Genomic DNA, 24706 nt, shown 5'->3' with positions numbered 1-24706 from the left:
AGCTACTCGGTAATCACAAACTCCCCAAAGCCAGCAATTTGGACTTTGTCACCTGTACGAAGTTTTCTTCCTCTTCTTTGGTCTTGCTCACCATTGATAAATATTTCATGTTCACTTAAAAACCATTTTGCCATACCGCCCGTTTGAATTACATCAGCCAATTTTAGAAATTGCCCCAATGTAATATATTCCGTATCTAGCTTTATTTTTTCAGGCACAGTCGTCACCCTCATTTCTAAAATGGTCTCAATACTTTATTTTACTAAAAAAATCAGCAGGATACAAAGGAAAGCCGAAAGAAAAATATTATCGCATATATCTAGAAAAACGCTAGCTCTGGATAATTCTCAGAGTCCATTGTTTTAAATTTTTTTATTAGTAAGAAAGCCGCCAGTTTTTAATTGGCGGCATATGTGGGAGTCTAAAATTTAGTAGGTTCTCACCGGTAAAATCAACTGCAAAATAGTTTCATCATGAAGTGGGCGGATCACGAATGGACGCATTGCCCCCGTAAAACTAACCTTGATATCTGTACCTTCAAGTGCTTTTAGGGCATCCATCATGTATTTCGCACTAAAGGAAATCTTTAATTCTTCGCCATCAATGGACTGGCTTTGAATCTCTTCGATTACCTTTCCAACTTCAGGAGTATTCGAGGAAATTTCGATGGTTCGGTCCTCAATGGTTGAAAACTTAACAACATTGTTTCTTCCTTCACGAGCAAGCAGGGATGCACGATCGATAGCTTGCAAGAATTCCTTCGTATTGACAGTAACCTCTGTTTTACTTTCAGATGGAATTAATCTGGATGTATCAGGATAATTACCTTCTAACAATCTTGAGAAAAATAATAAGTGCTTCGCTTTAAATAAAATTTGATTTTCGGTAATGACAATATCAATTAGTTCATTGGAGTCATCAATGATTTTACTTAATTCATTCAAGCTTTTACCAGGAATGACAACATTATAGTTTGCATTATTTTCTGTTTCGATTTTGGCCTTCCTTAGTGCGAGACGATGGCTATCTGTTGCAATACAGTTTAGTTCACCGTTTTCAATCTTCCAGTTGACACCTGTCAAGATGGGCCGTGTTTCAGAGGTGGACACAGCAAAATGGGTTTGTCTAATCATTGCTTTTAATAGATCGGTTGCAATATGAAATTTATTATTTTCCTCAATTTGCGGAAGGTGAGGATATTCCTCTGCGTCAAGTCCGTTTAGATTAAATTCGGATTTCCCGGAACGGATAACCGTTTGAAGTGATCCTAATACTTCCATTTCTACTGAATCGGTTGGAAGTTTTTTTACTATCTCACTAAAGAACTTTGCTTGGAGTACGATGGCACCAGATTGTTTGATTTCAACAATTTCATCTCCTCCTTCTTCTTTAGGAATAAAGGATTCAATCGAGATATCAGAATCACTTCCAGTTAAGGTAACTCCCTCTGCTGTTGCTGTAATTTTAATTCCCGTTAAGATCGGAATCGTTGTTCTTGATGTGACAGCCTTCATAACATCTTGAACACTCTGTACCAAGCGGTCGCGTTGGATTATAAATTTCATTTTTTATCCTCCGTTAAGCATATTTTTAAAAGCAGTTAATATAATATTATTTATTAAAAAAAATAGTAGAAGTACTAGTAGGGCCTGTTAGTATGTGGATAACTGCTTTTTTTAATAGAAACACAGCCTATCCACATGTGGACAGACTGTGTGTAAATCATAAGCAGTTATTCACAATGTGATTAAATTTTCAACAGTTCGTTTAGTTCCTTCATTTGCTTTTGCAGCTGCGAATCGGTTTGCAGAAGCCTTGAAATTTTTTCATGGGCATGAATCACCGTCGTATGATCCCGTCCACCAAACTCTTCTCCTATTTTAGGCAAAGAGTAATCTGTTAATTCACGCGATAAATACATTGCTATCTGCCTTGGAAAGGCGACTGATTTTGTACGCTTTTTTGCCTTGAAATCCTCAAGTTTAATACTATAGTGTTCGCCTACAATCCGTTGAATTTCAAGAATCGTAATCACCTTTGGCTTGGAGCTTGGAATAATATCCTTCAATGCCTCTGCAGCTAAATCGGCATTGATGTCTTTATTGATTAATGAAGAATAGGCGACAACACGGATGAGCGCACCTTCAAGTTCACGAATATTTGAATCAATTTGGTTGGCAATATAAAGCATTACTTCATTAGGAATATCTAAGCCTTCTGCCCGTGCCTTTTTTCGAAGAATGGCAATTCTTGTTTCCAAATCAGGAGGCGTAATATCGGTAATTAATCCCCATTCAAACCGTGATCGCAGGCGGTCTTCCAATGTTGGAATTTCTCTTGGCGGCCGGTCGCTAGAAATAATAATTTGTTTGCTTTCCTCATGTAAAGCATTAAATGTATGGAAAAATTCCTCTTGTGTTGATTCTTTTCCAGCTAAAAACTGAATATCATCAATTAGCAGGATATCCACGTTTCGATATTTATTGCGGAAATTCTCCGCTTTGTTGTCACGAATCGAGTTAATGAACTCATTGGTGAATTTTTCCGACGATAAATAAACCACTTTTGCAGCAGGATTATGGTCTAAGACATAATGACCAATCGCATGCATTAAGTGTGTCTTTCCTAATCCTACTCCACCGTAAATAAACAGGGGATTGTATGCTTTTGCTGGAGCTTCTGCTACCGCAAGTGAGGCTGCATGGGCAAATCGGTTGCCAGAGCCAATAACAAACGTATCAAATGTATACTTTGGATTTAATATGTTTGGCGGAAAATCAGCATGATCATCATCTTTTTTTGCCTTTCTTGGGGGCGTTGGTAGGTCAAGATTTTCCTCTTTTTGATTTTGCGGAATGATAAATTTTACTGAAAGTTCTTCTCCGGTTATTTCGTAGAGAATTCCAGAGATTAACTGAGAATAACGCTCCTCCAGCCAATCACGTGCAAATTCATTTGGCGCCGTGATGACAAGCAGATCGCCTTGAAGGGAATGAGCTTTTGTCGACTTGAGCCAAGTATCAAAGCTAGGCTTGCTTATTTTTTTTTCAATATTAGCCAGCGCTGCATTCCAAAGATCCGCAATATTTTCCAACTAATGTCCCTCCTTCTTTCCTAATTAGTTTTGTCGATACGAGAAAGGATAACTTTCCTATCGGACATAAGTGCAAACTACGCCTCATGAACCGTTAAACGGCATGCCCAGCGAGTTTTCTTTATTTAAATGGCATTTTGTAGTATTTACTGTCTAACTCCAAAAGTTTTTAATCATTTACGGAGTATTCTCTTCGCAACCGGGTAACCTTTGTAACTAAAGTTCCGTGAAAATGGCTGTCAAACAACAGAATCCAGCCTATTAATTTATTAATATACGAAACAGTGGTTGTGGAAAACATATATAAGGAAATAATGTGGAGTTTCGACAATATCCACCCCTTGTGGACAAGTATTTACAGAGTAACAGGATAACATGTCCACATGTTATCCACAAATTGTGGATAACATTTATTCGGGATAAAGTTATTAAGAGTGAAAACACAAATATAATATCAAATAATAACAAGACGCGCAATGGTTTTTCGAAGTTTATCCACAACTGTAACATTGTGTGCATGAAAATTGTCCACAAGCTTTTCTTTTGTGAAAAACCTGTCAATATCCTGTGTGGATAATGCAAAATATGTCGTTTTTTTATCCACAGGATAAAAAAGTGGAAATTTCCTTTGTGCGAAGTCACTAGAAGCTAGCGCTCGAGCAGGACATTTTTCAAAGTCCAAAGATAAAATAATTTCTGTCTGTAGATCCGATTTTTTATATAGGTTTAGAATGTCTAAAACTGAGCTAAAACATGTTCGAAAAAAATTGGAAATGTAAAACAATATTTTGTGAGTGGTTGACAATATTATGCTCTCATCTTTATAATAGTTAAGACTGTCATTTACATTCGATAGCTATTCCTCAGGGAGGTGTCATATAATGAAAAGAACATATCAACCAAATAGTCGTAAACATAGTAAGGTTCACGGTTTCCGCAGTCGTATGAGTTCAGCAAATGGACGTAAGGTTCTTGCTCGTCGTCGTCAAAAGGGAAGAAAAGTATTATCAGCTTAGACCACTGAAACGTCTCAGTGGTCTTTTTTCTAATCAAAGGGGGTAACTAAGCAGTTAACCCTCTTTTTTAGGAAAGTGAAGTCCTTTTCGGCCATGAAATTTTTACAACTTAAGATTATGAATACAACTAACGGTTAATAGTAGAAATGGAATCATTACATGGAGCCAACCAGGACTGAAGGTGTTTATATGAAGAAAGAGTTCCGAATAAAAAGAAATAAAGACTTTCAAGCAGCCTTTCAGAAGGGCTATTCGTTTGCCAATCGGCAATTTGTTGTTTACTCATTAAAAAAAGAGGGGCAGGACTTTTTTCGTATCGGACTGTCTGTCAGTAAGAAGATTGGAAATGCTGTAACAAGGAATAGAATCAAAAGGTATGTAAGACAAGCTATTTTTGAGTTGAACGATCAATTAGCTTCTGGGAATGATTACGTGATTATTGCGAGGAAGCCCACTGCTGAAATGGATTTTTTTGAGGTGAAAAAGAGTTTAACCCATGTCTTAAAGGTGGGAAAGGTCTTAAAAAAATAGCAGTTGGCGTAAATGTTTACGATTTAATCAAAATATAGCTGTGAAATGAAGACAATTCATTTAGAAAAATGATAAAATACCAATGAAATATTTGGAAAGAAAATCTTTACATAATGAGTGTGATTCATGAAATTTCCAATATATAGACTATAAGGAGGAAAAGTTGGTTGAAAAGACGAATTTTACTTTTGTTCGGGATGCTTTCTGTATTCCTATTTTTAACAGGATGCAGTGAGATTAAGAAGCCGATTAATGCACAAAGTACGGGTTTTTGGAATGAATACATTGTTTATCCATTGTCCTGGTTAATTAAAGAGGTTGCTCATTTGCTTGGCGGAAGCTTTGGATTATCGATTATCGTTGTTACGGTTTTAATCCGATTAGTTCTTTTGCCGCTAATGATCAAGCAGACAAAAAGCTCCAAGGCAATGCAGGCTCTGCAGCCGGAAATGAAAGCACTTAAAGAAAAATACAGCTCAAAAGATCAAAAGACACAACAAAAGCTGCAGCAGGAAACGATGGCACTCTTTTCAAAACATGGTGTCAATCCAATGGCTGGCTGTTTCCCATTAATCGTTCAAATGCCTATTTTAATTGGTTTTTATCATGCAATCTCACGGACAAGGGAAATCGCACAAGATAGCTTCTTATGGTTCGATTTAGGGACAAAAGATCCATTGTATCTTTTGCCGATTATTGCAGGTATTACTACCTTTATCCAGCAAAAAATGATGATGGCTGGACAGGAACAAAATCCGCAAATGGCGATGATGGTATGGATGATGCCGATAATGATAGCCTTTTTTGCATTTAGCTTCCCAGCAGCCCTTTCGTTGTACTGGGTTGTGGGAAATATTTTCATGATTTTGCAAACCTATTTTATAAAAGGACCGGATCTTAGGGCGCAAGCTACCGGTAATGCGGGAGGAGCAAAGAAGTGAAACAGGTAACTGCTACAGGACAAACTGTCGAAGAAGCAGTAGAATCAGCTTTAGCTCAATTACAGACAACGAAAGACCGCACAGATGTAGATATAATTGATGAAGGAAAAAAAGGCATTTTTGGTATTTTTGGTTCACGTCCAGCTGTTGTAAAGGTAACAGTCATTATTGATCCGCTTGAGGAAGCAAAGAAGTTTCTAACTCAAGTAAGTGAACAAATGGGGGCACCAGCGGAGATAGAAATTAAACGCGATGGAAAACAGGTGCACTTTGTGATGACTGGGGAAAAGATTGCTCTTTTGATTGGCAAACGAGGTCAAACACTCAATTCGCTGCAGTATTTGACCCAATTAGTCATTAATCGCTTTTCGAATCAATATTTAACTGTTATCCTGGACGCTGAGGATTACCGAAATCGAAGAAGTGAAACGCTTATTCAATTAGCACATCGCCTGGCCCAAAAGGCTGTTAAGTCAGGAAAAGATGTCACCTTAGAACCGATGCCTTCCTATGAGCGTAAAGTAATTCATACCGCTTTATCCGAAGATAAGCGTATAAAGACATTTTCAGATGGATCAGAACCACATCGGTTTATTGTGATTGCACCAGTGAAAAGGTAAATTGAATAACAAAGACATCCTTCCTTTTGGCAGGGTGTTTTTTTTTACCCAGTTACCAAATTTGCTTTCAAAATAGTTATCTGTTTATAACTTTGTTCGGTTTTCTTGTTTTATTGTTATTCACATGTGGATAAGTTAAAATAATACATGGATATTATTAAGTTGTGGATAAATTGCTTGGTTGAAACAGAAAAAGATGTGGTATTCTAGTATTTTGGTGAAACAGTCATTTTTAATATATAGATGGATTTTTTTATGTGAGGTGAAATAAATGGAGTTTGATACAATTGCGGCGATATCGACGCCAATGGGGGAGGGTGCCATTGCTATTGTTCGTTTAAGTGGAGAGGATGCTATTCCAATAGCAGACAAGCTCTTTAAAAGCATTGGCGGTAAAAAGCTCACGAAAATGGCGTCGCATACGATTCATTATGGGCATCTAATTGATACAAAAAACGGCCAAGTGGTCGAAGAGGTAATGGTTTCTATCATGAAGGGACCGAAAACCTTTACGAAAGAGGATGTAGTCGAAATTAATTGTCACGGTGGAATCGTGTCAGTGAATAGAGTACTGCAACATGTCTTAAAAAATGGCGCTAGATTAGCTGAACCCGGTGAATTTACGAAACGGGCTTTTTTAAATGGACGAATTGATTTATCTCAGGCAGAAGCGGTAATGGACTTAATTAGAGCAAAAACGGACAGGGCCATGAATATGGCACTTGGGCAAATGGATGGAAGATTATCGAAGCTAATCCGCAGATTACGCCAAGAAATCTTGGAGATCCTTGCCCATGTCGAAGTAAATATCGATTATCCGGAATATGATGATGTCGAGGAAATGACCCATAAAATGCTCAATGAAAAAGCCCATTTCGTCCGCGATGAAATAAATAAGCTTTTACAAACATCACAGCAGGGGAAAATACTACGAGAAGGTTTGTCTACCGTAATTGTTGGGCGCCCAAATGTCGGGAAATCGTCTTTATTAAATAGTCTTGTACAGGAAAATAAGGCTATTGTTACTGATATTCCAGGGACAACCCGTGATGTCATTGAAGAGTATGTGAATGTCCGCGGTGTGCCACTTAGACTTTTGGATACGGCCGGAATCAGGGAAACAGAGGATATCGTCGAACGGATTGGCGTCGAGCGTTCTCGGCAGGTCTTAAAAGAAGCTGATTTAATTTTGCTTGTATTGAATTACTCAGACATGCTGACCGTCGAAGATGAAAATTTATTTGAGGTTGTTCGAGGAATGGATACAATCGTAATTGTTAATAAAACAGACCTGCCGCAGCAAATTGATATGGAGCGGGTAAAGCTATTGGCAAAGGATCATAAAATTGTCACAACTTCACTATTAGAAGATCAAGGTGTGGATGAACTGGAGGAAGCAATTGCTGCATTATTTTTTGCCGGTTCGCTTGAAGCGGGTGATATGACCTACGTATCCAACAGCCGCCATATTGCTTTGCTACATCAAAGCTTGCAGGTCATCGAGGAAGCAATTGAAGGGGTCGAAATGGGTACTCCAATTGATATTGTGCAAATTGATTTAACGAGAACATGGGAATTGCTTGGCGAAATCATTGGTGATAGCGTTCATGAAAGTCTCATTGACCAGCTATTTTCACAGTTTTGTTTGGGGAAATAACTGGATAGTAAATATTTATATTGAGGAAGCAGCGTTTCTGTTTTTTACAGAAAAGGAGGATCAACATGCAACAATACGAAGCAGGGAGCTATGACGTCATTGTCATCGGTGCCGGCCATGCAGGCTGTGAGGCGGGCCTTGCGGCGGCACGGCTCGGCGCAAAAACATTAATGATCACGATAAATCTAGATATGGTTGCCTTTATGCCATGTAACCCCTCTGTCGGCGGACCGGCGAAAGGCATCGTCGTTCGTGAAATTGATGCCCTTGGCGGTGAGATGGCGAAAAATATTGATAAAACCTATATCCAAATGCGGATGCTGAACACTGGTAAAGGTCCGGCAGTCAGGGCATTACGGGCACAGGCCGATAAATTTGCTTATCAGCATGAAATGAAAAAAACATTGGAAGAAGAAGCTAATTTAACCCTAATCCAAGGCATGGCTGAGCAATTGATTGTCGAGGATGGGATTTGTCGGGGGGTTATCACCAAGACAGGTGCGGCTTACCGTTCAAAAACAGTCATTATCACCACTGGTACTTTTTTACGTGGAGAAATCATCCTTGGTGAATTGAAATATTCAAGCGGTCCGAACAATCAGCAGCCATCCATTAAGCTTTCAGAGCATTTAGAAGAACTTGGCTTTGAATTGGTGCGCTTTAAAACAGGAACTCCACCACGGGTCAATGGGAATACGATTGATTACAGCAAAACGGAAATTCAGCCAGGTGATGAAGTTCCAAGAGCTTTTTCTTATGAAACGACTAAGTATATTACCGACCAGCTTCCGTGCTGGTTAACCTATACAAATGAACGGACACATCAGTTAATCGATTTGAATCTGCATCGATCACCTATGTATTCCGGCATGATCAAAGGAACAGGACCACGATATTGTCCATCCATTGAAGATAAAGTCGTGCGTTTTAATGACAAGCCGCGTCATCAGATTTTCCTCGAACCTGAAGGAAGAAATACAAAAGAAGTATATGTGCAAGGATTATCAACGAGCTTACCTGAGGATGTCCAGCAGCAATTAATCAAAACGGTCCCTGGCCTCGAAAACGCCCAAATGATGCGAGCTGGTTATGCAATCGAGTATGACGCAGTGGTTCCAACTCAGCTATGGCCGACTCTTGAAACAAAGGTGGTAAAAAACCTATATACAGCAGGGCAAATTAATGGTACTTCCGGATATGAAGAGGCAGCAGGTCAGGGATTAATGGCCGGAATAAATGGTGGTTTAAATGCTTTAGGACGTGAGCAATTAGTGTTAAGCCGCTCTGATGCCTATATTGGCGTTTTAATAGATGATTTGATTACAAAAGGGACAAATGAGCCCTATCGATTATTAACTTCAAGAGCAGAATATCGACTCTTATTGCGTCATGATAATGCCGATCTCCGGTTAACAGAAGTAGGACATGAAATTGGCCTAATCCGTGAAGGCCGTTACGAGGCATTTTTAGCGAAAAAGTCAGCAATTGAAGCAGAAAAACAAAGATTATCGTCTGTGATTTTAAAACCTTCTCCAGATGTTCAAGAACTGATTCGTAGCATTGGCGGCAGTGAACTTAAGGATGGAATCCGTGCCTCCGATTTGTTAAAAAGGCCGGAGATGACCTATGAATTGCTTGAAACTCTTACGAAGTCTGAGACTCTTTTGGACGATGAAATAAAGGAACAAGTAGAAATACAAATTAAATATGAGGGCTATATTGAAAAATCGTTGCAACTGGTTGAGCGCTTAAAGAAGATGGAAGATAAGAAAATCCCTGAGAATATCGATTATGATGCCATTTCAGGAATAGCAACGGAAGCAAAGCAAAAGTTAAAACAAATCAAACCGTTATCGCTTGCACAAGCATCGAGAATCTCTGGGGTAAACCCATCGGACATTTCCATTCTACTTGTCTACTTGGAACATGGTCGGGTGGCAAGAATTTCAAATGAATAATAAGAAAAGCGGAAGTACCCGTTTTGCGGTTTTACTCTAGCCGCTGGGCGCTGTAGCTAGACAATAAGCGAGGATTAATGAATGAATAGCGAACAATTCCAATCCAGTCTACAAGAAAAGGGAATTATCCTGACTGAAAAGCAGCTTGACCAGTTTGAACAGTATTATGCGACATTGGTTGAGTGGAATGAAAAAATGAATTTAACAGCCATAACTGAAAAAGCAGATGTATATTTAAAGCATTTTTATGATTCGATTACAGCAGCATTTTATTATGATTTTACCAAGCCCTTTCATCTATGTGATGTCGGGGCTGGTGCCGGGTTCCCGAGCATTCCTTTGAAAATTGTCTTTCCACAGCTTGAAGTGACAATTGTGGATTCACTTAATAAACGAATTTCGTTTTTAAACCATCTTGCTGACGTATTAAAATTAGAAAATGTCCATTTTGTTCATGACCGGGCTGAAACCTTCGGGGTGAACCAACATTATCGGGAGAGCTTTGATGTCGTAACGGCACGAGCCGTGGCAAGAATGTCGGTGTTAACGGAACTTTGCCTGCCGCTTTCAAAAGTGGGCGGACATTTTATTGCTATGAAAGCAGCTCATGCCAAGGATGAATTAGAGATGGGTCAAAAGGCAATTTCTACTCTTGGCGGCAAAGTGGAAGAAGTGTTCACCTTTACATTGCCGCTAGAAGGCAGTGAACGAACAATCTTACTTATAAAAAAGGAAAAACAAACGCCTAAGAAATACCCTAGGAAGCCAGGGACACCTGGAAAGGCACCAATCGAATAGGCTAAACATTAATGCACGTTATTGAGAATGAACTCATTTTGTAAAACTAACAATTTTAATATAAAAATGGTATCCTTAGCAGGAAGATTATCATTGCATAGAGAATATGTAATAGGGAGTTTCGTAAAGGTGGTGTTGGGGGATTGAAGAGTTCGTTTACACGCTTTTTTGGCCTCGGCGAAAAGGGAGAACAAGAGGTTGAGCTTGAGAAAGAGCTGGAGATAGAACGAAACGAGGAAATAAAAAAAATACCTATTAACCAAATTATTCCGAACCGTTTCCAGCCGCGGACGGTATTTGATGAAGACAAAATTGAAGAATTATCACGGACAATCCACATACATGGCATCATCCAACCGATTGTTGTCAGGGAATTTGCGGTCGATAAATATGAAATCATCGCGGGGGAGCGTCGCTGGCGTGCGATGAAAAAGCTTGGCTGGGCCGAAGCTCCAGCCATTATTAAAAATTTATCCGATACCGAAACCGCATCTGTTGCCCTTATTGAGAATTTACAACGTGAAGAGCTATCTCCGATTGAAGAAGCTCACGCATATGGAAAACTGCTGGAACTGCACAATTTGACTCAGGAGGCTTTAGCGCAGCGACTAGGTAAAGGGCAGTCAACCGTCGCCAATAAGCTGAGGCTACTTAAATTACCGCAGCAGATTCAAGAGGCATTATTAAATAAAATTATTACCGAGCGCCATGCACGGGCACTAATTCCGTTAAAAAATCCGGAAAAACAAGTGACGCTTTTAGCAGAAGTCATCGAAAGAAATTTGAATGTCAAGCAGACAGAAGAACGGGTCGTCAGGCTGCTTGAACAAAAGAATGAAAAACCAAAGCCGAAAAGAAAGGCGTTTAGTAAAGATATGAGAATCGCGGTAAATACCATTCGTCAATCGTTAACAATGGTCACGGACAGCGGGATTAATCTTGACGCTGAAGAACAAGAATTTGACGAATTTTACCAATTTACTATTCGGATTCCAAAGAAAAAATAAAATATATATACAAATATAGCCTTGGGATCAAACAACTTTTTGTTTGGTCCCTATTTTTTTATCTCCTCCCATCCATCCCTTTGGAAAAAAGCGGCTAAATGAATCATGGGAATATTTTTAGAAAAAAAACAACAACCATTTCATTTCATGATAAAATAAGGGAATGGAATTTTACTTTCCGTAATTTTTGGTGGATAATTGATATTATTAACGCCACTTTTGATAGAATTTGAGAATAATATTTTTAAAGAATTAAAGGGTAGGTGACAACGTGGGCAAAATCCTTGCAATTGCGAATCAAAAAGGCGGAGTCGGCAAAACAACTACCTCTGTCAACCTAGGCGCTTGCTTAGCATATATAGGGAACCGGGTCTTGTTAGTAGATACAGACCCACAGGGCAATGCAACAAGCGGGATTGGCATTGAAAAAGCAGAAGTAGAACAGTGCATATATGATGTTTTAGTAGACGATGTGGAAGCCAAGAATGTAATTAAACCAACCTCTGTTGAGAATTTATATGCCATTCCGGCCACTATTCAGTTAGCAGGAGCTGAAATTGAATTGGTTCCCACTATTTCAAGAGAGGTTCGCCTAAAACGTGCTCTTGAAGAAGTCAAAGATCAATTTGATTATATTATTATTGACTGTCCGCCATCACTGGGCTTATTGACCATTAATGCATTGACGGCTTCTGATGCGGTGTTAATTCCTGTTCAATGTGAATATTATGCGCTTGAAGGCTTAAGTCAATTATTAAATACGGTTAGGCTGGTTCAAAAGCATTTAAATCAGGACTTGAAAATTGAAGGCGTTTTATTAACCATGCTTGATGCGAGAACAAATCTTGGCATCCAAGTTATTGAGGAAGTAAAGAAATACTTCCAAGATAAAGTTTATAAAACCATTATTCCAAGAAATGTGCGTCTAAGTGAAGCTCCAAGCCATGGGGAACCAATCATTTCTTATGATTCCAAATCCCGCGGGGCTGAGGTGTATTTAGATTTAGCAAAGGAAGTGGTCGCCAATGGCTAAAGGTTTAGGAAAGGGCCTTAATGCATTTTTTACAGATGTAGGGAAGGAAGAAACTGTCCAAGAAATCAAGCTTAAGGATCTGCGACCTAACCCCTATCAGCCTCGAAAAACCTTTCAACAGGAAGCCATCGACGAACTAAAGGATTCAATTTTAGAACATGGAATCTTACAGCCTCTTGTTGTTAGAAAAAGTATAAAAGGCTATGAGATTGTTGTTGGAGAACGACGATTTCGTGCTGCCAAGGAGGCCAAGCTTGAAAAGGTACCAGCGGTAGTCCGGGAGCTTACCGAGCAGCAAATGATGGAATTAGCCGTCCTTGAAAACCTGCAAAGGGAAGATTTAAATCCGATTGAAGAGGGACTAGCATATCAAACGTTAATGGAGAAGTTGAAGCTCACTCAGGAAGAGGTAGCGAAGCGTCTAGGCAAAAGCCGGCCACATGTAGCCAACCACATCAGGCTGCTTTCCCTCTCTCCAAAAATCCAGGAATTGATTTCAACGGGAAAAATATCGATGGGCCATGGCCGTGCTTTATTGGGTCTCAGGCAAAAGGCAAAGTTGCCAGTTTTAGTAGAAAAGATTGTTAATGAAACGCTAAATGTTCGGCAGTTAGAGAAACTGATTCAGCAACTGAATGAAAATGTTTCACGTGAAACAAAAAAACCGGAAAAGAAAAAGGATGTTTTTTTGCAGGAGCGGGAGCACTCCCTCCGTGAACGGTTTGGTACAACAGTGAATATTAAACAAAACAAAAACAAAGGGAAAATTGAAATTGAATTTTTCTCACAGGATGATCTAGAGCGAATATTAGAAATCCTTGATCAGGAGGATTCTTTATAAAGTGAAACTTCAATCCGTGTGGTTTTTTTCAGTACCCATTGATTGTTTGTTGAACCAATAGGCTTTTACGGGTTCCTCGCTTACAATTTTTGCCTGCTATATGCCTTGAAGCGTAGGTCTAACTGCCCGTTAATCCAGGATAAACCATCCTCACGATGGTTTATTTTTTTTGTAATATAATAAAGTATAAAATTTTCGACTTTGAGAATTGTCCAGCTCCAGCTCCAGCGCCCAGCGGCTAGTGTACTTCGCCCTTTTCCCTACGATAAGTCAACATCGGATCGCTATCGCTCTCCGTGTTTCCTTTATCTCAGTCAAAGTGCTCCAGTCCATACGCCGCTAAACGGGCGCTTACGCTTTTCTTAGAAAAATCCCTTTTCAATAGAAATAAAACATGATAGTTTAGTACTATTACTATTTCGAGAGGCGAAAAACAGGTGAAATCACAATGTTTTTATTAGGAACACTTGTAAATGGACTGTTAATTATTGTCGGCACATTGATTGGGAAAATGCTAAACCGCATCCCTGAAGGTATGAAAGTGACGGTCATGTATGCGATTGGCTTGTCCGTGATGGTATTGGGGCTGCAGATGGGCTTGAAAAGCGAAAATTTCTTGATTGTGATCATTAGCCTCGTTGTCGGAGCGGTTGCTGGGGAATTGTTAAAATTAGAGGATAAGTTAAATGACTTGGGCCAATGGCTGGAGAATAAGGTTGGTTCACATGGAAATGGAAGCATCTCGGAAGGGTTTGTGACCGCTACGTTAATCTTTGTAATCGGTGCAATGGCCATAATCGGTGCCCTTGACAGCGGCATCCGCGGCGATCATGACGTGTTGTACACAAAATCATTAATCGACGGCTTTACAGCGTTAATCTTAACCACTACTCTTGGAATCGGGGTCATTTTTTCCGCCATTCCTGTTGTTCTATATGAAGGGTTAATTGCCTTATTCGCCACGCAAATTGATCGGTTTGTTCCTCAAGCTTTAATGGATCAGTTTATGGTTGAGATGACGGCAACTGGGGGGATTATGATTTTGGCAATAGGCTTAAATCTAACGGGAATAGCAAAAATTAAGGTAGCAAACCTCCTTCCAAGTATAGTTGTAACGGGAATTATTGTAACAATTATTTATTGGTATCCAATTATATTCCAATAAATGGAAACAAAAAGAGCAAGTGGTATTATCAACAACCCTTGCTCTTTTTTAGTTTGTCTTCTCTTCTTCTAACCATTTTAAGTCGTTCCAGCGTTGCTTTGGATAGAGCAGGCTTGCTTTGTAAATTCCGCCTGCTATCGTCTTCGCCATTTTCATGACAAGGTTTAAGCGGGTGTTTTGCAAAACGAAAAACTCCATAAATCCGCTAACATTGACGATGCCAGTGATATGTATATCTCCTACCGCAGGAAGCTCCTTATTTACTCCTGCTCCTGGCTTGACGGGGCCATTCCCCACTTGGATGATACCGATATTTTTAATTCGCCCTAAACAGGCATCAATACCAACAATATAGGGATTAACATGTTTTGTATTGATTTCTGCGACTTTTTCTGCAAGATTAACAGCATGTATCGGTTCATCTAAAGTCCCATACACATAAAATGATTTCATGTCTTTCTCTTCTAAAAGGGTCCCAACAAGTGGTCCTAATGAATCACCTGTAGAGCGGTCTGTCCCAATACAAACAAACACAATTGGCCGACTTGTCACTTTGGGGATATTTGAAAGTAGTTCTACTGCAAGGTCTTCAGCTGCTTGCTCATCATCATGAATGATGCGAGTCCCCTCCCACCTGTCAAAAAAATGCGTTTTTAGATTCATCAAGTCCCCTCCTCAAACCTAAGTTTTACTAGTATACGGAAAATTAAGGAAATCTATACATAAAGTGTTTGGAAAATGAAAAATTCATAATGCTACAATGAAGACGAAAAAATTGCTAAAATAGATTTGTTGTAAAAAGAGGAAGGTGTTAATATGATTCTCACATCAAGTGGATTTTTTGATAAACTTCAAAACGAAGGTACATGGCTGAACCTTGGTGAAGGCGTGCTAAAAATTGTTGCCATTTTAGTTATTGCAAATATAATCGTTCGCATTGGTAAAGTGGCAATCCACAACATTTTCAAGATTAGAAATATGTCACCGCTTAATACTTCAGAACGCCGGGAAGATACACTCTCAAAGCTGCTGGATAGTGTTCTTAGCTATGTAGTTTATTTTATTGCGGTAATGATGGTTCTTTCTGTCTTAGGGATCGATGTAAAGGCATTGATTGCCGGTGCTGGAATTGTCGGGTTAGCAGTAGGATTTGGTGCACAGAGCCTTGTCAAAGATATTATTTCCGGTTTCTTTATTATTTTTGAAGATCAATTTTCCGTCGGTGACCATATTCGCATAGGACTATTTGAAGGAAACGTCGAAACTATAGGGTTAAGAACGACAAAAATTAAAAGCTGGACAGGCGAAGTTCATATTTTACCAAATGGCAGCATCACCCAGGTAACTAATTTTTCGTTAAATAATAGTATTGCGATTGTTGACATTGCCATCTCCTATGGAGAGGATATTGAAAAGGCAGAAAAGGTGATTGAAGAAGCACTTAAAACAATGCCAAGTCACTATGAAGAGTTAACGAAAGCCCCTGAACTGTTAGGGATTCAAACGATGGGGACAACCGAGATTGTTTTACGGGTTATTGCTGAAACATTACCAATGAAGCAGTCGGGGGTTTCCCGAGCGATTCGGAAGGATATCAAGCTGTTATTAGATGAGAATGGAATTAAAGCTCCAAATCCAAGACTTGTTATGTACCCAAGCGGATCTGAACAATCAAAATAGAAATGAGGGTGGTAAGCTATGGAGGAAAAAGATTTTGCCCTAAATGATGTCGTAGAAATGAAGAAACAGCATCCTTGTGGGACGAATCGTTGGAAAATCATCCGCATGGGGATGGACGTTCGGATTAAATGCGAAGGCTGCGGACATAGTGTTCTGATTCCAAGGAAAGAGTTTTCCCGAAAGATGAAGAAAATTTTGGTGAAGCATGAGGGATAATCTTCTGCTTCTTTTTTTTTTGATCCTATATTATTCTTATAAGAAAAGTAGATATAGAACTATTGTGTAAAGAGGGTGGAGATTTTGGCTGAAGTTCGAAAGGCGGCTTGTCCGTTAAATTGCTGGGACAGCTGCGGCTTTAATGTAACAGTAGAAAATAACAAGGTTACGAAGGTGGAAGGGGATCCCACTCATCCGATCACTCAAGGGAAAATTTGCGGACGAGGCCGGATGCTTGAGACAAGGACCAACTCCTCAGAACGGCTTTTGTCCCCTTTAAAAAAGATAAACGGCAGCTTCGAACCAATATCTTGGGAGCAGGCACTCGCTGAAATTGCAGCTAAATTATCGGAAATTAAACAACAGTACGGTACCACGGCTGTATTACACAGTCATGATTATGCTAATAACGGGATATTGAAAAATCTAGACCAACGCTTTTTTAATTGCTTCGGAGGTGTAACAGAGCTTTATGGTTCTCTGTGCTGGGGGGCGGGAATTGAAGCACAAAAATGGGATTTTGGTAATGCTTGCAGCCATGAACCTGATGACATCTACAACAGTAAGAACATCATTATTTGGGGACGAAATGTGGCCCGGACAAACATGCATTTTTATGAAAAGCTATTGGAAGCAAAAAAGCGTGGGGCAAAACTATTTGTCATTGATCCGATATTTAATGCAACGGCCAAAATTGCCGATCAATATATTTCGATTAAACCTGGCATGGACGGTCTTTTGGCTGCTGGGATCATTAAGGAAATGCTTCGGCTTGGTCTGGAGGATCGTGGGTTTATTGAACAATATACACATGGATTTAATGATTTAGGACAACTACTGGATAGTATTTCAAGTGAAAAAATTAGTGAAATGACCGAAGTACCCTGTGATGTAATAACAAAATTAGCCTCTGTTTACGCTAATAACCCGACTGCGACCTATATGGGCTTAGGCTTACAGCGTTATAAAAATGGCGGTAATACGATTCGGTTTATTGATGCCCTTGTAGCGATTAGCGGGAATATCGGCATCGCCGGAGGAGGCGCCAATTATGCCAATCTGCAGGTTGGTCAAAGTTTTGCCCTCGAGGAGTTAACGCTTCCGGGTCGCAGGAACAATCATCGACAATTCTCGATGATGAAACAAGCGGAAGAGATTCTGAATGCTGCCAGCCCGGGAATACAGATGATTATCGTGACTTGCGGCAATCCGCTGACACAAGTTCCTGATTCAAAGATGGTTGAAAAGGCATTCTCGTCAGTTCCAACCCTGGTGGTTATCGAACAGTACATGACGGACACGGCACAACTTGCCGATTATATTTTGCCAACAACAACAGCTTTTGAGGAAGAGGATCTTTATTATTCCTCGATGTACCATCATTATGTCAATTTTGGTCCTAAACTGGTCTCTCCTCCCGGTGAGGCGAAACCGGATTTATGGATTTGGACACAGCTAGCGCAAAGGCTTGGTTTTGGTGCTGATTTTCATTTTTCAAGAGATGAATGGTTTAAGATGACGCTTAAGTCATTGGAAGAAAAAGGCTTGACGCTTGAAAAATTAAAAGAAAAACATACCTTGGAATTACCCGTTGACAAAATTCCCTGGCAGGATCGTCAGTTCCAAACATTATCGGGTAAATTTGAATTTACTTCATTCCTAGGCCAGCAAAAGGGTGATAACGGCTTGTTAACATTAGCAGTCCCTGATGAATCCAAATGGAAAAATCCTGAGCTGGAGGAAAAATATCCATATAGTCTGCTGACGATTCACCCGTTACGTTCTAATCACTCGCAGAATTATCATCTGTTAGCCAATGAACCGCGCCTTAAAGTGGAGGTCGCACAAAATATTGCTGATAAGCTCAACTTACAAAAGGACGATTATGTCAGAGTATGGAATGATCGTGGTGAAGTAAAGGGCTATCTCTCCATTTTACCGGCTGCCCATCCAAATACAATTAATATTGATGAGGGAATATGGCGCCGGTTTGGCGGGTCGGTAAATAACCTGACATCGAGCCGGGAATCTGATAATGGCCTAGGAAGTACGTTATATGATTGTCTTGTAAATCTTGAAAAGTTCTAATAACTGTCGCCTTAGGGCGGCAGTTGTCTTTTTTCTAACAAATGCCTATAATTGTGAAAGGCTTGTCTATTTATTTTGGAGATAATTTTAAAAATAGATATATTTTTATTGAGGAGTGAACGTAAATGGCTTTAACAGCTGGTATTGTAGGTTTGCCGAACGTTGGTAAATCTACGTTATTTAATGCAATAACCCAAGCGGGGGCTGAATCGGCAAATTATCCTTTCTGTACCATTGATCCGAATGTAGGGATTGTCGAGGTACCGGATTACCGCCTACAAAAGTTAACCGAGCTCGTGCAGCCGAAGAAAACAGTTCCAACGGCATTTGAATTTACCGATATTGCTGGGATTGTTAAAGGGGCAAGTAAAGGTGAAGGGTTGGGAAACAAGTTCCTTTCTCATATCCGCCAAGTCGATGCCATTTGCCAAGTAGTCCGTTGCTTTGCAGATGAAAACATTACCCATGTATCCGGGAAAGTGGACCCAATCGATGATATTGAAACCATCAACCTAGAATTAATCCTTGCTGATATGGAATCAGTTGAAAAGCGAATTGGACGTGTTGAAAAATTAGCAAAGCAAAAGGACAAGGATGCTGCTGCTGAATTTGAAATTCTTGCGATGCTGCGGGATGCTTTTGAAGCAGAAAAACCTGCTCGTACAGTTGATTTTACCGAAGAGCAAATGAAATTGGTAAAAGGACTCCATCTTTTAACGATCAAACCTGTCCTATATGTGGCAAACGTTAGTGAAGAAGATGTTGCCAATCCATCAGATAATGAGTATGTTCAAAAAGTTCGTGAATTTGCCAAGGCAGATAATGCGGAAGTAATCGTGATTTGTGCAAAAATTGAAGAAGAAATTGCTGAGCTTGAAGGCGAAGAAAAGCAAATGTTCCTTGAGGAACTTGGTATTGAGGAGTCTGGACTTGATCAACTAATTCGGGCAGCCTACAGCTTACTTGGCCTAGCGACCTACTTCACTGCTGGTGTGCAGGAAGTTCGTGCATGGACATTCAGAAATGGAATGAAGGCTCCTCAATGTGCTGGTATCATTCACTCAGACTTTGAACGCGGCTTTATTCGCGCTGAAACGGTTTCTTTTGCTGATTTACTAGCGGCTGGTAGTCATAATGCGGCGAAAGAAGCAGGGAAAGTTCGTTTAGAAGGTAAAGAATATGAAGTAAAAGACGGAGATGTCATCCATTTCCGATTTAACGTTTAATTCGTTGGAGGCTGACATTTAGTGTCGGCCTCTTTCTCTTTGTTAAAAAAGCATTACAGCGAAGACGTTGCTTTTCCGCGTATCCTATGATATAATTTCAACTTGTGAGTAATGAATAATTGCTCCTTGCCCATTCGGGCCGTTTAGACCAAAAGGAGGTGACTGTGATGAATAAGTACGAAATCATGTACATCATCCGCCCAAATATTGAAGATGAAGCGAAAAAGGCTCTTGTAGAGCGTTTTAACACAATTCTTCTTGATAATGGTGCGGAAACTGCTGAAACAAAAGATTGGGGTAAGCGCCGTCTTGCATACGAAATCAACGATTTCCGTGACGGATACTACCAAATCGCTAAAACAACATCTTCAGCTGATGCAGTACAAGAGTTTTCTCGTCTTGCAAAAATCAGCGAAGATATCATTCGCCATATCGTAATTAAAGAAGAAGAATAAGATAGATGTATTTTTGGTAATAAATGTTTCACGTGAAACATTTTTCCAAAAGAAGAGGAGTTGATTCTGATGATGAATCGTGTCGTGCTTGTCGGTCGTTTAACAAAAGACCCTGAACTGCGTTATACGCCAAATGGGGTTCCTGTTGCTACTTTTACGTTAGCAGTTAACCGCACATTTTCAAATCAGCAAGGTGAACGTGAAGCAGATTTTATTAACTGCGTTATTTGGCGTAAACCTGCTGAGAATGTTGCAAACTTCTTGAAAAAAGGCAGCTTAGCAGGTGTTGACGGTCGGATTCAAACCCGCAACTATGAAGGACAAGATGGTAAACGTGTATACGTTACAGAGGTTCAGGCAGAAAGTGTTCAATTTCTAGAACCAAAATCATCTGGTGGTGGCGGAAGAAGCAACGATTATTACGGAACTCCTCCAGGGGAACCACAAGGTGGTGGGAACCCATATGGAGGCGGTAATCAGAATCAACGCCAAAATCAGAATCAAAACCAAAACCAAAACAAAGGGTTTACCCGAATGGATGAAGATCCATTTGCCGGAAATGGTCAAATTGACATCTCTGATGACGATCTACCATTTTAAACAAACCTTATTGAACGGATAATAACTTGATAAAGGAGGGAATTTTCATGGCAGGAGGACGTAAAGGCGGTCGCGCAAAGCGCCGTAAAGTATGTTATTTCACAGCAAATGGCATCTCTCGCATTGATTATAAAGATGTGGATTTACTTAAAAAATTCATCTCTGAGCGTGGAAAAATTTTACCACGTCGTGTAACTGGTACAAGTGCAAAATATCAACGTAAACTAACAGTTGCAATCAAACGTGCACGTCAAATGGCATTATTACCATTCGTTGCAGGTGAATAATAAAGCAGAAAGGCAGCAGGGCACCGCTCTTGCTGCCTTTTTTCTTTTAAATAAGTTGAATCGAGGCCCATAACTAGCTAAAATAGGGAGATAGGTGTAGAAAAATAGAGGTGAAAATGTGAAGAATGTAAGCAAACTAACAGAAGGTGCAATCCTATTGGCGGCATTTACTGTTATGTTATTAATCACCATATACATACCGATTATCGGTTCCTTTTTAAATATGGTCTTACCGCTGCCGTTCATGTTGTTCTCGGCAAAAAACAGCGTGAAAAATATTGCGGCCTTTTTCTTAGCTGCAATCATTCTTTCGTTCATTGCAGGTTCGTTTTTAGGGCTCGGATTCGTGTTGCTTTATGGGGCAATCGGAGTTGTCATTGGGTTTATGCTGCAAAAAAATAAGAGTCGGACAACAATATTAATTTCAAGCTCACTTATCTTTATGGCGGGTCTGGTCACCTATTATGTCGTTTCTGTTTCCTTTTTGCAGGTGAATATCATTCATGAGCTTATGGTAGCGTTAAATGAGGGGGTCATAAATTCCCAGGATATGCTAAAAACGATGGGGAAAGAAGACCAAATTGAACTTTTGAACAAGAAGGTAAAAATGATTGAAACGCTTGCACCGTACTTTTTGATTATGTTATCAATTATGGGTACTTTTATTATCCAATGGGTCAATTTTCCGATCCTAAAGCGATTTGGTGTAAAGGTTGAGCCATGGGGAAGTTTTCGGAATCTTTCACTGCCAAGAAGCCTTTTATGGTACTATTTAATTGCTATTGGAGTGGATATTTTGGTGCATCCAGAGCAAGGAACCTATTTATATACAGTTGTCATCAATGCAAGGTTTATTTTGGAGATGTTTTTACTGTTTCAAGGCTTTGCCTTTATCTTTTACATTTTTCATCAAAGGTCTATTTCCAAGGGTTTTACCTTCCTTCTGGTAATTCTTGCTTTCATGATATCAATTATTCATTATATAATATTGTTATTAGGGATTATGGATTTAGGATTTGATTATCGAAAGCGTTTTGAAAAGAAAGAGTAAGACTTGTGACTAGGAGCTGAAAACTTTGCCTGCATTTTTAGAAAAGCGGTCAATACGTTATCCCTTTTACGGGTTAATAGGCGTTACAGTGGTACTGCTCATTGTCCTGTCCTTATATAATTGGATATTAAGTGTAGCCGGGTTGTTATTAATGTTTTTCCCCATCTACTATATGTTTGTCATCGACCAGCGCCAAAGAGAGGAAATGGAGGAGTATATCTCGACTCTTTCTTACCGGGTAAAAAGAGTTGGCGAAGAAGCACTCTTGGGGATGCCCATCGGGATTATGCTTATTAATGATGAGTATTATATTGAATGGACAAATCCGTTTCTATCCTCTTGTTTTGATGAGGACACGATTGTCGGAAGATCACTTTATGATTTAGCTGACACTTTGATTCCGTTAATTAAGCAGGAGGTAGAGACGGAAATCATTACCCTGCATGACCGAAAATTCCGCGTTATCCATAAACGCGAGGAACGGCTTTTATACTTTTTTGATGTAACGGAACAAAAAGAAATTGAGAAAATGTATCATGATGAACGGACGGTTATTGCTACTATCTTTTTAGATAATTATGATGACTTAACACAGGGAATGGACGACCAAATGCGAGGCAGCATCAATAATTTAGTAACGTCCATTCTGAATAAGTGGGCAACTGATAATGGTATTTTCTTGAAACGGGTCTCTTCAGAACGATTTATTGCTGTTTTTAGCGAAGGCATTCTCCATATGCTTGAAAGAGGGAAATTTACCATCCTCGATGAGATAAGAGAAATGACCTCTAAGGAGAATGTCTCGTTTACCTTAAGTATTGGGGTTGGAACAGGCGTCTCCTCCTTACCTGAATTAGGTGCCCTAGCACAATCAAGTCTCGATTTGGCCTTAGGCAGAGGCGGGGATCAAGTAGCCATTAAGCTGCCAAATGGAAAAGTGAAGTTCTTTGGTGGCAAAACAAATCCAATAGAAAAACGGACAAGAGTTAGAGCAAGGGTCATCTCCCATGCCTTGAGGGATTTAATTACTGCAAGTGATAAAGTTATTATAATGGGCCATAAAAACCCTGATATGGATTCGATTGGTTCAAGCATCGGTATTAATAAGGTAGCACAAATGAACCAAAAGGATGCCTATATCGTTGTGAACATGCAGGAGATGGACAACGGTGTAAGGCGGCTTATGGAAGAAATTCGTCATCAGGAGCACTTATTTTCTCACTTTATTGGCCCAGAGGAAGCACTTGAGATTGTATCTGATAAGACACTGCTCGTTGTCGTTGATACCCATAAACCGTCCATGGTTATGGAAGAGCGACTGCTAAATAAAATTGATCATGTTGTGGTTATTGACCATCATCGTCGCGGTGAAGACTTTATTTCCAATCCATTGCTCGTTTATATGGAGCCATATGCCTCCTCTACCTCGGAGTTAGTAACAGAGTTTTTGGAATATCAACCGAAACGAGGTAAAATTGAGATGATCGAAGCGACTGCACTTTTAGCAGGAATCATCGTCGATACAAAAAGCTTTTCATTACGAACCGGCTCAAGAACCTTTGATGCAGCCTCTTACCTCAGGGCACACGGTGCCGATACGGTTCTCGTTCAAAAGTTTCTAAAAGAGGACGTGGATACATATATAAGAAGGTCCAAGCTGATTGAATCAGTAACCTTTTATCGTGATGGAATTGCGATTGCCAAGGGAACTGAACATGAGCATAATGATCAGGTCATTATTGCTCAAGCAGCTGATACACTATTAACCATGGATGGTGTGCTTGCGTCCTTTGTTATTGCAAAACGGAGTGAAGAGGTTATTGGTATCAGTGCACGTTCCCTCGGGAATATCAATGTCCAGGTGATTATGGAAAGTCTAAAAGGCGGTGGTCACCTGACAAATGCAGCCACACAGCTGACGGGCCTGTCAATTGAAGAAACAGATGCCCAATTAAAGATAGCGATTGATGATTATTTTGAAGGAGTGAAAAAAGAATGAAAGTAATATTTCTTAAGGATGTAAAGGGAAAAGGCAAAAAAGGTGAAGTCAAGAATGTTGCAGATGGCTATGCCCATAACTTCTTAATCAAGCAAGGATTAGCGGTTGAAGCAAATAATGCTAGTATCAGTTCATTAGATGCACAAAAGAAGAAGCAGGATCGAGCTGCAGCTGAAGAATTAGCTGAAGCGAAAAAGCTGAAAGAAACATTGGACCAAATTACTGTGGAATTATCTGCGAAGGCAGGCGAAGGCGGAAGATTGTTTGGTTCGATTACAACCAAGCAAATTGCTGAAGAACTGCAAAAGAAGCATGGTATTAAAATTGATAAGCGGAAAATGGAATTAGCAGATGGGATTCGTTCACTTGGCCACACGAAGGTCCCGGTAAAGCTGCATCATGAAGTAACAGCAACATTAACCGTCTCAGTGAAAGAAGTTTAA

25 protein-coding genes are annotated in these 24706 nt (G+C 39.8%); 21 read left to right on the top strand and 4 right to left on the bottom strand.

Translation table 11 applies throughout. From position 1 onward, the window contains the following. Positions 1-2 precede the first annotated feature (2 nt). The 3 genes from yaaA to dnaA all read right to left on the bottom strand — a co-directional run bounded on the left by yaaA (position 3) and on the right by dnaA (position 3094). Entirely contained in the window at positions 3-218 is a 216-nt protein-coding gene (gene yaaA, locus RTR43_RS07325; RefSeq protein WP_312470747.1) for a S4 domain-containing protein YaaA, read from the bottom strand. A gap of 210 nt (positions 219-428) precedes the next feature. Continuing rightward, on the bottom strand, positions 429-1565 hold the full coding sequence (gene dnaN, locus RTR43_RS07320; protein ID WP_312470745.1) for a DNA polymerase III subunit beta: 1137 nt from the start codon (positions 1563-1565) through the stop codon (positions 429-431). A 182-nt stretch (positions 1566-1747) separates the two neighbouring features. Further along, on the bottom strand, positions 1748-3094 hold the full coding sequence (gene dnaA, locus RTR43_RS07315) for a chromosomal replication initiator protein DnaA (RefSeq protein ID WP_312470743.1): 1347 nt from the start codon (positions 3092-3094) through the stop codon (positions 1748-1750). 881 nt (positions 3095-3975) lie between these two features. Here dnaA and rpmH point away from each other — a divergent pair. The 11 genes from rpmH (at position 3976) to RTR43_RS07260 (ending at position 14661) form a co-directional block, all read left to right on the top strand. Continuing rightward, positions 3976-4110, top strand: coding sequence for a 50S ribosomal protein L34 (rpmH, locus tag RTR43_RS07310; RefSeq protein WP_024031040.1), 135 nt, complete (start codon positions 3976-3978; stop codon positions 4108-4110). 189 nt (positions 4111-4299) lie between these two features. Then, a complete protein-coding gene (gene rnpA / locus RTR43_RS07305) occupies positions 4300-4641 on the top strand; it encodes a ribonuclease P protein component (protein WP_248734956.1) in 342 nt (113 codons plus the stop codon). Positions 4642-4808: 167 nt separating this feature from the next. Then, positions 4809-5582 (top strand): YidC family membrane integrase SpoIIIJ, encoded by a 774-nt coding sequence (gene spoIIIJ, locus RTR43_RS07300; RefSeq protein ID WP_312470739.1) that lies wholly within the window; start codon positions 4809-4811, stop codon positions 5580-5582. Continuing rightward, a complete protein-coding gene (gene jag / locus RTR43_RS07295; RefSeq protein WP_312470738.1) occupies positions 5579-6202 on the top strand; it encodes an RNA-binding cell elongation regulator Jag/EloR in 624 nt (207 codons plus the stop codon). Before spoIIIJ ends, jag begins: the two co-directional genes overlap by 4 nt. A 271-nt stretch (positions 6203-6473) precedes the next feature. After that, positions 6474-7859 (top strand): tRNA uridine-5-carboxymethylaminomethyl(34) synthesis GTPase MnmE, encoded by a 1386-nt coding sequence (mnmE, locus tag RTR43_RS07290; protein ID WP_312470736.1) that lies wholly within the window; start codon positions 6474-6476, stop codon positions 7857-7859. Positions 7860-7924: 65 nt separating this feature from the next. Continuing rightward, positions 7925-9817: a tRNA uridine-5-carboxymethylaminomethyl(34) synthesis enzyme MnmG gene (gene mnmG, locus RTR43_RS07285; RefSeq protein ID WP_312470734.1), complete on the top strand. Its 1893-nt coding sequence runs from the start codon at positions 7925-7927 to the stop codon at positions 9815-9817. 81 nt (positions 9818-9898) lie between these two features. Continuing rightward, on the top strand, positions 9899-10615 hold the full coding sequence (gene rsmG / locus RTR43_RS07280) for a 16S rRNA (guanine(527)-N(7))-methyltransferase RsmG (RefSeq protein WP_312470733.1): 717 nt from the start codon (positions 9899-9901) through the stop codon (positions 10613-10615). 143 nt (positions 10616-10758) lie between these two features. Further along, positions 10759-11622: a nucleoid occlusion protein gene (gene noc, locus RTR43_RS07275; protein WP_248734962.1), complete on the top strand. Its 864-nt coding sequence runs from the start codon at positions 10759-10761 to the stop codon at positions 11620-11622. Between the two features lie 271 nt (positions 11623-11893). Further along, positions 11894-12655: a ParA family protein gene (locus RTR43_RS07270; protein ID WP_312470731.1), complete on the top strand. Its 762-nt coding sequence runs from the start codon at positions 11894-11896 to the stop codon at positions 12653-12655. Beyond that, positions 12648-13496: a ParB/RepB/Spo0J family partition protein gene (locus RTR43_RS07265; RefSeq protein WP_312470729.1), complete on the top strand. Its 849-nt coding sequence runs from the start codon at positions 12648-12650 to the stop codon at positions 13494-13496. Before RTR43_RS07270 ends, RTR43_RS07265 begins: the two co-directional genes overlap by 8 nt. Before the next feature lie 448 nt (positions 13497-13944). Next, on the top strand, positions 13945-14661 hold the full coding sequence (locus RTR43_RS07260) for a DUF554 domain-containing protein (protein ID WP_312470728.1): 717 nt from the start codon (positions 13945-13947) through the stop codon (positions 14659-14661). A gap of 48 nt (positions 14662-14709) precedes the next feature. On the opposite strand, the gene yyaC is transcribed toward RTR43_RS07260, so the two are convergent. Next, on the bottom strand, positions 14710-15324 hold the full coding sequence (gene yyaC / locus RTR43_RS07255) for a spore protease YyaC (RefSeq protein ID WP_248734966.1): 615 nt from the start codon (positions 15322-15324) through the stop codon (positions 14710-14712). Positions 15325-15477: 153 nt separating this feature from the next. Here yyaC and RTR43_RS07250 point away from each other — a divergent pair, with 153 nt between their 5' ends. The 10 genes from RTR43_RS07250 (at position 15478) to rplI (ending at position 24706) form a co-directional block, all read left to right on the top strand. Then, positions 15478-16341: a mechanosensitive ion channel family protein gene (locus tag RTR43_RS07250; RefSeq protein WP_312470725.1), complete on the top strand. Its 864-nt coding sequence runs from the start codon at positions 15478-15480 to the stop codon at positions 16339-16341. An 18-nt stretch (positions 16342-16359) separates the two neighbouring features. Beyond that, complete coding sequence (locus tag RTR43_RS07245) at positions 16360-16557, top strand: DUF951 domain-containing protein (RefSeq protein ID WP_312470723.1); 198 nt, start codon at positions 16360-16362, stop codon at positions 16555-16557. Between the two features lie 84 nt (positions 16558-16641). Beyond that, complete coding sequence (locus RTR43_RS07240; protein ID WP_312470721.1) at positions 16642-18645, top strand: molybdopterin-dependent oxidoreductase; 2004 nt, start codon at positions 16642-16644, stop codon at positions 18643-18645. A 125-nt stretch (positions 18646-18770) separates the two neighbouring features. Further along, positions 18771-19871 carry a redox-regulated ATPase YchF gene (ychF, locus tag RTR43_RS07235; protein ID WP_312470719.1) on the top strand — a complete coding sequence of 367 codons (1101 nt, stop codon included), beginning with the start codon at positions 18771-18773 and terminating at the stop codon, positions 19869-19871. A gap of 167 nt (positions 19872-20038) precedes the next feature. After that, positions 20039-20326: a 30S ribosomal protein S6 gene (gene rpsF / locus RTR43_RS07230; protein WP_248734971.1), complete on the top strand. Its 288-nt coding sequence runs from the start codon at positions 20039-20041 to the stop codon at positions 20324-20326. A gap of 69 nt (positions 20327-20395) precedes the next feature. Further along, a complete protein-coding gene (ssb, locus tag RTR43_RS07225) occupies positions 20396-20926 on the top strand; it encodes a single-stranded DNA-binding protein (protein ID WP_312470717.1) in 531 nt (176 codons plus the stop codon). Positions 20927-20973: 47 nt separating this feature from the next. Continuing rightward, a complete protein-coding gene (rpsR, locus tag RTR43_RS07220; protein WP_024030263.1) occupies positions 20974-21213 on the top strand; it encodes a 30S ribosomal protein S18 in 240 nt (79 codons plus the stop codon). 118 nt (positions 21214-21331) lie between these two features. Continuing rightward, positions 21332-22264 carry a YybS family protein gene (locus tag RTR43_RS07215; RefSeq protein WP_312470716.1) on the top strand — a complete coding sequence of 311 codons (933 nt, stop codon included), beginning with the start codon at positions 21332-21334 and terminating at the stop codon, positions 22262-22264. A 25-nt stretch (positions 22265-22289) separates the two neighbouring features. Beyond that, a complete protein-coding gene (locus RTR43_RS07210; protein WP_312470715.1) occupies positions 22290-24263 on the top strand; it encodes a DHH family phosphoesterase in 1974 nt (657 codons plus the stop codon). Then, positions 24260-24706, top strand: a complete 447-nt coding sequence (rplI, locus tag RTR43_RS07205; RefSeq protein WP_312470714.1) for a 50S ribosomal protein L9 — start codon at positions 24260-24262, stop codon at positions 24704-24706. The genes RTR43_RS07210 and rplI overlap by 4 nt, the downstream gene beginning before the upstream one ends.

It is taken from the genome of Neobacillus sp. (assembly GCF_031988165.1).
Taxonomy (GTDB): domain Bacteria; phylum Bacillota; class Bacilli; order Bacillales; family Cytobacillaceae; genus Neobacillus; species Neobacillus rhizosphaerae.
The sequence above is the reverse complement of the archived record's forward strand: the minus strand, read 5'-3'. Positions and strand labels throughout refer to the sequence as shown.

Coding starts and splice junctions, on each gene's coding strand:
- dnaN (WP_312470745.1), bottom strand. CDS start 1,565: ATGAAATTTATAATCCAACGCGACCGCTTGGTACAGAGTGTTCAAGAT.
- rpmH (WP_024031040.1), top strand. CDS start 3,976: ATGAAAAGAACATATCAACCAAATAGTCGTAAACATAGTAAGGTTCAC.
- rnpA (WP_248734956.1), top strand. CDS start 4,300: ATGAAGAAAGAGTTCCGAATAAAAAGAAATAAAGACTTTCAAGCAGCC.
- mnmE (WP_312470736.1), top strand. CDS start 6,474: ATGGAGTTTGATACAATTGCGGCGATATCGACGCCAATGGGGGAGGGT.
- mnmG (WP_312470734.1), top strand. CDS start 7,925: ATGCAACAATACGAAGCAGGGAGCTATGACGTCATTGTCATCGGTGCC.
- rsmG (WP_312470733.1), top strand. CDS start 9,899: ATGAATAGCGAACAATTCCAATCCAGTCTACAAGAAAAGGGAATTATC.
- RTR43_RS07265 (WP_312470729.1), top strand. CDS start 12,648: ATGGCTAAAGGTTTAGGAAAGGGCCTTAATGCATTTTTTACAGATGTA.
- RTR43_RS07260 (WP_312470728.1), top strand. CDS start 13,945: ATGTTTTTATTAGGAACACTTGTAAATGGACTGTTAATTATTGTCGGC.
- yyaC (WP_248734966.1), bottom strand. CDS start 15,324: ATGAATCTAAAAACGCATTTTTTTGACAGGTGGGAGGGGACTCGCATC.
- RTR43_RS07250 (WP_312470725.1), top strand. CDS start 15,478: ATGATTCTCACATCAAGTGGATTTTTTGATAAACTTCAAAACGAAGGT.
- RTR43_RS07245 (WP_312470723.1), top strand. CDS start 16,360: ATGGAGGAAAAAGATTTTGCCCTAAATGATGTCGTAGAAATGAAGAAA.
- ychF (WP_312470719.1), top strand. CDS start 18,771: ATGGCTTTAACAGCTGGTATTGTAGGTTTGCCGAACGTTGGTAAATCT.
- rpsF (WP_248734971.1), top strand. CDS start 20,039: ATGAATAAGTACGAAATCATGTACATCATCCGCCCAAATATTGAAGAT.
- ssb (WP_312470717.1), top strand. CDS start 20,396: ATGATGAATCGTGTCGTGCTTGTCGGTCGTTTAACAAAAGACCCTGAA.
- rpsR (WP_024030263.1), top strand. CDS start 20,974: ATGGCAGGAGGACGTAAAGGCGGTCGCGCAAAGCGCCGTAAAGTATGT.
- rplI (WP_312470714.1), top strand. CDS start 24,260: ATGAAAGTAATATTTCTTAAGGATGTAAAGGGAAAAGGCAAAAAAGGT.